This is a genomic window from Oerskovia sp. NPDC056781 (assembly GCF_042789955.1).
Taxonomy (GTDB): domain Bacteria; phylum Actinomycetota; class Actinomycetes; order Actinomycetales; family Cellulomonadaceae; genus Oerskovia; species Oerskovia rustica.
This window is the reverse complement of the sequence record NZ_JBHUAD010000252.1, coordinates 1-5,333: the sequence shown is the minus strand read 5'-3', so window position 1 is coordinate 5,333 and position 5,333 is coordinate 1. Positions and strand designations below refer to the sequence as shown.

Here is a 5,333-nt window from a genome sequence, read left to right as displayed (position 1 = left end):
CCGTCCTTCCGGGACGGCGGCCCCTTCGTCGTCCGCCGTCGCACTCCGGCGACTGCACGAGAATCGTCCCGCCGGGACGGAACCTATCGGCCACCCGCTGCGTGGTGGAGGGGTATGACGGGGAGCAGAGACAGACATGACCAGCGCTGAGGCCCTCATGGACGAAGAAGCGGTCTGGTCGGACGATGCCGCCGAGCGGTACCTGTCCGCGGGTCGGATCCGGCGGGACGCCGAGTTCGTCGATTTCGTCGAGACGCACGGCGGGCGCCTCGAGCGCATCGCGTTGCTGATCAGCGGGGACCAGCACCGCGCCGAGGAGCTGTTCCAGGCGACGCTCGAGCGGACCTACCGGGCCTGGGCGCGCGCCCGGGACGGCGACCCGTTCGTCTACGCCCGGCGGATCCTGGCGAACCTCAAGGTCGACACGTGGCGGCGCACGCGGCGTGAGGTGCTCCACGCGCACGGGGACGGACCGCCGGGGTCGGTCGCGGACCGGACGACCGAGGTCACGGTGCGCGACGAGCTCGTGCGCGCCCTCCTCCTCCTGCCGGTCAAGCAGCGCCGGGTCGTCGTCCTGCGTCATCTGCTGGACCTGTCCGAGGCGGAGGTCGCGGACGAGCTCGGCATGCCGCGAGGCACCGTGAAGTCGAACGCCTCCCGGGGTCTCGCCCGTCTACGGGCCGAGCTGACGTCCCCGACCGGCACGGTCGGCACGGTCGGCACGGTCGGCACCGCCGGTGCCAGCACCGCCAGCACCACCGATACGAAGAAGGTCGATTCCGATGACTGAGCACGACGACTTCGCACGCGAGCTGCGGGCCGTGGTCGACGAGACGATCCCCGTCCGGCACATCGGAGGGCCCGCCGCCCTCGCGGCGGTGAAGCGCCGCGCGAGGAAGCGCTCCTTCCGGAGCACGCTGGGGACGTCGGCGTGCGTCGCGCTCGTCGGCCTGGGGGTGGTCAGCGCCCTCGGGCTCGGCACCGTGCGGACGCCCGCGCCCTCCGGCGGCACCGAGGTGATGGTGCACCCCTACGAGGGCGGCGCCATCACCGAGGAGCACTACAAGGGGATCGTCGAGTACGTCGCGGGATGCGTGCGAGCGGAGGGGTTCCCGGCCGGTCCGGTCGAGAAGCGCATCGACGGGGTCACCTACGGCTACCAGTACGACGTGGAGACCGACGACGACGCCATGTACGCGGCGACGAAGGCGTGCGAGGACGAGGTGAACCTCATGGAGGCCGAGGTCGCGTTCTCGACCCAGACCAGGCTGCGCGACGTCGACCGTGAGGTGGCGTTCGCGGAGTTCACCGAATGCATGGTGCACGAGGGCGTCGTCGTGACGGAGTCCGACGACCTGGCCGCCGTGCTGGCCAAGTCCCAGGCCGCGGTCGCCGCAGGGGCCGACGACCACTGGGTCACCCTGTGCCTCGACGGCTACTCGCCGCGGCTCTACGGCTAGCCCGACCGGCCGTCGGGCTCTGCCGATCACCCTGACCGGACGCATTCCTGGACAAGGGGTCCTTTTCTGACGCTCTGCCCGCTACAGTCGTCGCGTGCTGTCGCCGGCGGTCGGTCTGCTGCGCGGGGTTCGAGCAGGGTTGCTCGCCACCGCGGTCGTCGGGCTGTCCCTGGTCTCGCACCGCCTCGCCGGGGGCGCGGCGCCGGGAGCCGTGCCGGTCGTGGTCCTCGTGATGCTCACGGCCGTGATGCTGCGCGGCGTCCTGGGTCGTCGCCTGGCGCTGCCGCTCCTGCTGGGCGTCCTCGGTCTGGGCCAGGTCGTCCTGCACTACACGTTCGAGCAGTGCGCGCTGCTCGCGGCGTCCCCGGTGCCCGCGCACGCGCACGCCGCCGAGGACCCCGTGCCCATGCTGGCCGCGCACGTGCTCGCGACGCTCGTCGTCTCGGTGCTCCTGACCCACGCCGACCGGGCGCTGTGGGCCCTGTGGTCGTGGCTGACCATGCGCTCGGTCCCGCGCCTCCTGCGTCCTCCTGCCTCCCGGGGGCGGGGAGTCCTCGTCCTCGCCTCGACGCCCCTCGTCCCTGCCGCTCCCGGCCGCGGTGCGGTCATGGGGCGTGCCCCTCCCGTCCTGGTCCACGCAGCACCTTGACCTCGGTCGCGGCCCTTGCCGCGACCCGCTCCCTGCCGCCTCGACGACCCACCCTCGTCGAGCCGCGCCCCCGCGCGTCCACCGACCGCGGGACCGCCGTGCCCGCAGCGGGAGCGACCCTGCGTTCGACCACGGAAGGCCTGTGCCTCAGATCATGAAGCGTTCACCGAAGCTCCTCACCGTCGCCGCGGCGACGACCCTGCTCCTCGCGCTCGGCGCGAGCGGCGCGTCCGCCCACGTGTCGGTCAACCCCGACACGACCACCGCGGGCTCCTACGCCCTCCTGACGTTCGGCGTCCCGCACGGCTGCGGCGAGTCGTCGACGACGAAGGTCTCGATCCAGATCCCCGAGCCGATCACGAGCGTGACCCCTACGGTCAACCCCGGCTGGGACGTCGAGAAGGTCATGGTGAGCCTCGCGACCCCGATCGACGACGGTCACGGCGGCCAGCTCACCGAGCGTGTCGGCGAGATCGTCTACACGGCGAGGTCGCCGCTGCCCGACGGCTACCGGGACGCCCTCGTCCTGTCGACCAAGCTCCCGGACGCCGTCGGCGAGACCCTCGTGTTCCCGACGGTCCAGACGTGCCAGGAAGGCGAGTCCGCCTGGGTCCAGGTCGCGGCCGAGGGCGAGGACCCGCACGACCTCGAGCTCCCCGCCCCGACCCTGACGATCACCGAGGCCGAGGAGGAGCACGGGGCCGTCGAGACGGTCTCCGACGAGGCCGCCTCGGACGCCGCGAGCTCCGACGGCTCCGACGGCACGGTCGACGCGGCCGGGTCGTCGGACGAGCCGTCGACGCTGCCCCTCGTCCTGTCCGGGGTCGCGCTCGTGCTCGGTGCGGCGGGGCTCGTCCTGGGCGGCGCCGCGTTCGCCCGTCGCCCCAAGGCCTGACGCGGCCCATGAACGTCGCCCGCGTCCTGCGCGGGGCGGCGGCGGTCGTGGTGTCGGCCGTGGCCGGGGTGGTGCTGATGCTCGCGTCAGCCTCCCCGGCCGCGGCCCACGCCGTGATCGTCGACAGCGATCCTCGGGACGGCTCCGTCGTCGAGGACTCCCCCGCCCTGCTGACCCTCACGTTCAACGAACCCGTCCAGGTGCCGCCCGGCGGCGTCGCGCTGCTCGACGCCGCGGGGACGGCCGTCGCCGTCACGCCCACGGCGGTCGACTCCCGGGTGGAGATCACGGTGCCTGCGGTGCTCGACGACGGCACGTACGTCGTGAGCTGGCGCGTCACGTCCGGGGACACGCACCCGGTGGCGGGCGCGTTCACGTTCTCGGTCGGGGCTCCGAGCGACACCGTCGCCGAGGCGCCGGAGCCGTCGACGTCGGCGGCGGTCTCGACGCTGCGCCGGGCGTCCCAGGCGCTCGTCTACGTCGGGTCGCTCGGGGTCGCCGGCCTCGTGGTCTTCGAGCTCCTGCTGCTCGACGCGACGCCCGGGGCCATGCCCGTGCTCCGGCGTCGGCTCGACCGCACGCGCCGGGGGCTCGCGGTCCTCGCCGGGGCGGGCCTGCTCGTCTCGGTGCCGGTCACGGCCGTGTGGCAGGCGGGCATCGGGATCGGCGCGCTCCTGGACCCGGAGGTCTGGACCGCGGCCCTGGGGTCCGAGTCGGCCCTGGCCGCGCTCCTCGGCCTGGTGGGTCTGGGCGTCGCGACCGTGTTCTGCCCCCGGGCGGGGCGAGCGACCCGCCGGCGGTGGCCCGTCCCGCTCACCCTCGGCGCTGCTGCGGTGGCCGCGACGTCGCTGGCGGTCGTGGGGCACACCCGGACGTTCGGTCCGGCGTGGCTCGTGCTCGGCGCCGACGTGCTGCACGTGGCCGCGGGGTCCGTCTGGTTCGGCGGCATCGTGGGGCTGTGCCTGCTGCTCGCGCGCTCGTCGGGGGCGTCTGCCCAGCGCTCGGCGCGCACGGTGCTGCGCTTCTCGACCGTGGGCGCATGGCTCGTCCTCGCGCTCGCCCTGAGCGGCGTGCTGCTGGCCTGGCGCATCCTCGGCTCGCTGGACGCGCTGGTGACCACCGGGTACGGCCGGACGCTCCTGGTCAAGGTCGCCCTGGCCCTGACCCTCGTGGCGATCGCGGCCTGGAACCGGTACGGGCTGGTCCCGCACGTCGCGGAGGGCCCCGAGGGGCGCCTGCGTCTGCGCCGGACGGTCGTCGCCGAGGCATCGGTCCTCACGGTGCTGCTGGTCGTGACCGGGGTGCTCGTCTCCCAGAGTCCGGTCGAGGCGCAGACACGGGCCCCTGCCGAGGCGCAGAGCACGGTGCCCGCCCAGGAGTTCGACGAACCTCTCGGGTCCGGGTCGCTCCAGGCCAGGGTCACCCCAGGAGCGCTGGGCATCAACTCGCTCGAGCTGACCGTGCTCGACGCCGACGGCGCCCCGCTCGACCCGGTCGCCCTCCCCGAGGTCGGTCTCACGCAGCCCGAGCTGGGCATCGGCCCCTTCACGCCCACCGTCACGCGGACGGGTCCCGGGACCTACCTGGCCTCGATCGACCTGCCGATGGCCGGGGCCTGGGACGTCACGGTCGGCGTCCGCACGTCCAAGTACGAGAACCCGGTCGTCTCGCTTCCCGTGGAGGTCTCCCCATGACGCGCCGTGCGCGCGCGGCCGCGGCCCTCGGCCTCGCCGCGCTCCTGACCGTGACGGGGGCGCAGGTCGCGGCGGCCCACGTCCTCCTGGAGACCGCGACGCCGAACGGAGACGGCACCACCACCCTCACGTTCTCGTTCGAGCACGGCTGCGACGGCGCCCCGACGACGGGCCTCGACGTGACGCTCCCCGCAGGGGTCGAGGCGGTCTCGACCGTGCAGCCGGAGGGATGGGCCGCGGAGCAGGAGCCGGGCGTGGTCCGCTGGGAGGGGACCCCGGTCGCCGACGGCACACCGGCTCGGTTCGAGCTCGTCACCAGGGTCACGGGCACCGCCGGGCAGGCCTTCTGGTTCCCGACGACCCAGACGTGCACCGAGGGCTCGTACGACTGGGTCGACACCGACCCGGCAGGCGCACATCCCGCGCCGAGCTTCGTCGCGACCACCGCGACGCTCGCCCCGCAGCCGATCGCGCCGGGCGGGTTAGACGCCACCTCCGGACCTGCGGGCGCGAGCCTCGCGCAGACCCTCGCGGCGGTGGCGGCGGCCTCGCTCGCCGCGGCGACCGCGGGCGCCTGGTACCTCGCCCGGCGTCGCGCCTGAGAGAGGTCCCAGGTCGCGGACGGAGAAGGGGCC

Annotated in this window: 6 protein-coding genes; all 6 read left to right on the top strand. The window is 74.2% G+C overall.

The features are described from left to right. Positions 1-136 precede the first annotated feature (136 nt). The 6 genes from ACFRCR_RS16460 (at position 137) to ACFRCR_RS16435 (ending at position 5,300) form a co-directional block, all read left to right on the top strand. Entirely contained in the window at positions 137-790 is a 654-nt protein-coding gene (locus ACFRCR_RS16460) for a SigE family RNA polymerase sigma factor (RefSeq protein WP_377679016.1), read from the top strand. Beyond that, positions 783-1,460 carry a hypothetical protein gene (locus ACFRCR_RS16455; protein ID WP_377679015.1) on the top strand — a complete coding sequence of 226 codons (678 nt, stop codon included), beginning with the start codon at positions 783-785 and terminating at the stop codon, positions 1,458-1,460. The genes ACFRCR_RS16460 and ACFRCR_RS16455 overlap by 8 nt, the downstream gene beginning before the upstream one ends. Before the next feature lie 94 nt (positions 1,461-1,554). Further along, positions 1,555-2,109: a hypothetical protein gene (locus ACFRCR_RS16450; RefSeq protein ID WP_377679013.1), complete on the top strand. Its 555-nt coding sequence runs from the start codon at positions 1,555-1,557 to the stop codon at positions 2,107-2,109. 154 nt (positions 2,110-2,263) lie between these two features. Continuing rightward, positions 2,264-3,004: a YcnI family protein gene (locus ACFRCR_RS16445; protein WP_377679011.1), complete on the top strand. Its 741-nt coding sequence runs from the start codon at positions 2,264-2,266 to the stop codon at positions 3,002-3,004. An 8-nt stretch (positions 3,005-3,012) separates the two neighbouring features. Beyond that, positions 3,013-4,698 (top strand): FixH family protein, encoded by a 1,686-nt coding sequence (locus ACFRCR_RS16440; RefSeq protein ID WP_377679010.1) that lies wholly within the window; start codon positions 3,013-3,015, stop codon positions 4,696-4,698. Next, positions 4,695-5,300, top strand: coding sequence for a DUF1775 domain-containing protein (locus ACFRCR_RS16435; RefSeq protein ID WP_377679008.1), 606 nt, complete (start codon positions 4,695-4,697; stop codon positions 5,298-5,300). Before ACFRCR_RS16440 ends, ACFRCR_RS16435 begins: the two co-directional genes overlap by 4 nt. Positions 5,301-5,333 lie beyond the last annotated feature (33 nt).

Excerpts from the sequence above, each read along its gene's own strand:
- ACFRCR_RS16460 (WP_377679016.1), top strand. The coding sequence starts at position 137 with ATGACCAGCGCTGAGGCCCTCATGGACGAAGAAGCGGTCTGGTCGGAC.
- ACFRCR_RS16445 (WP_377679011.1), top strand. The coding sequence starts at position 2,264 with ATGAAGCGTTCACCGAAGCTCCTCACCGTCGCCGCGGCGACGACCCTG.
- ACFRCR_RS16435 (WP_377679008.1), top strand. The coding sequence starts at position 4,695 with ATGACGCGCCGTGCGCGCGCGGCCGCGGCCCTCGGCCTCGCCGCGCTC.
- ACFRCR_RS16440 (WP_377679010.1), top strand. The coding sequence starts at position 3,013 with ATGAACGTCGCCCGCGTCCTGCGCGGGGCGGCGGCGGTCGTGGTGTCG.
- ACFRCR_RS16455 (WP_377679015.1), top strand. The coding sequence starts at position 783 with ATGACTGAGCACGACGACTTCGCACGCGAGCTGCGGGCCGTGGTCGAC.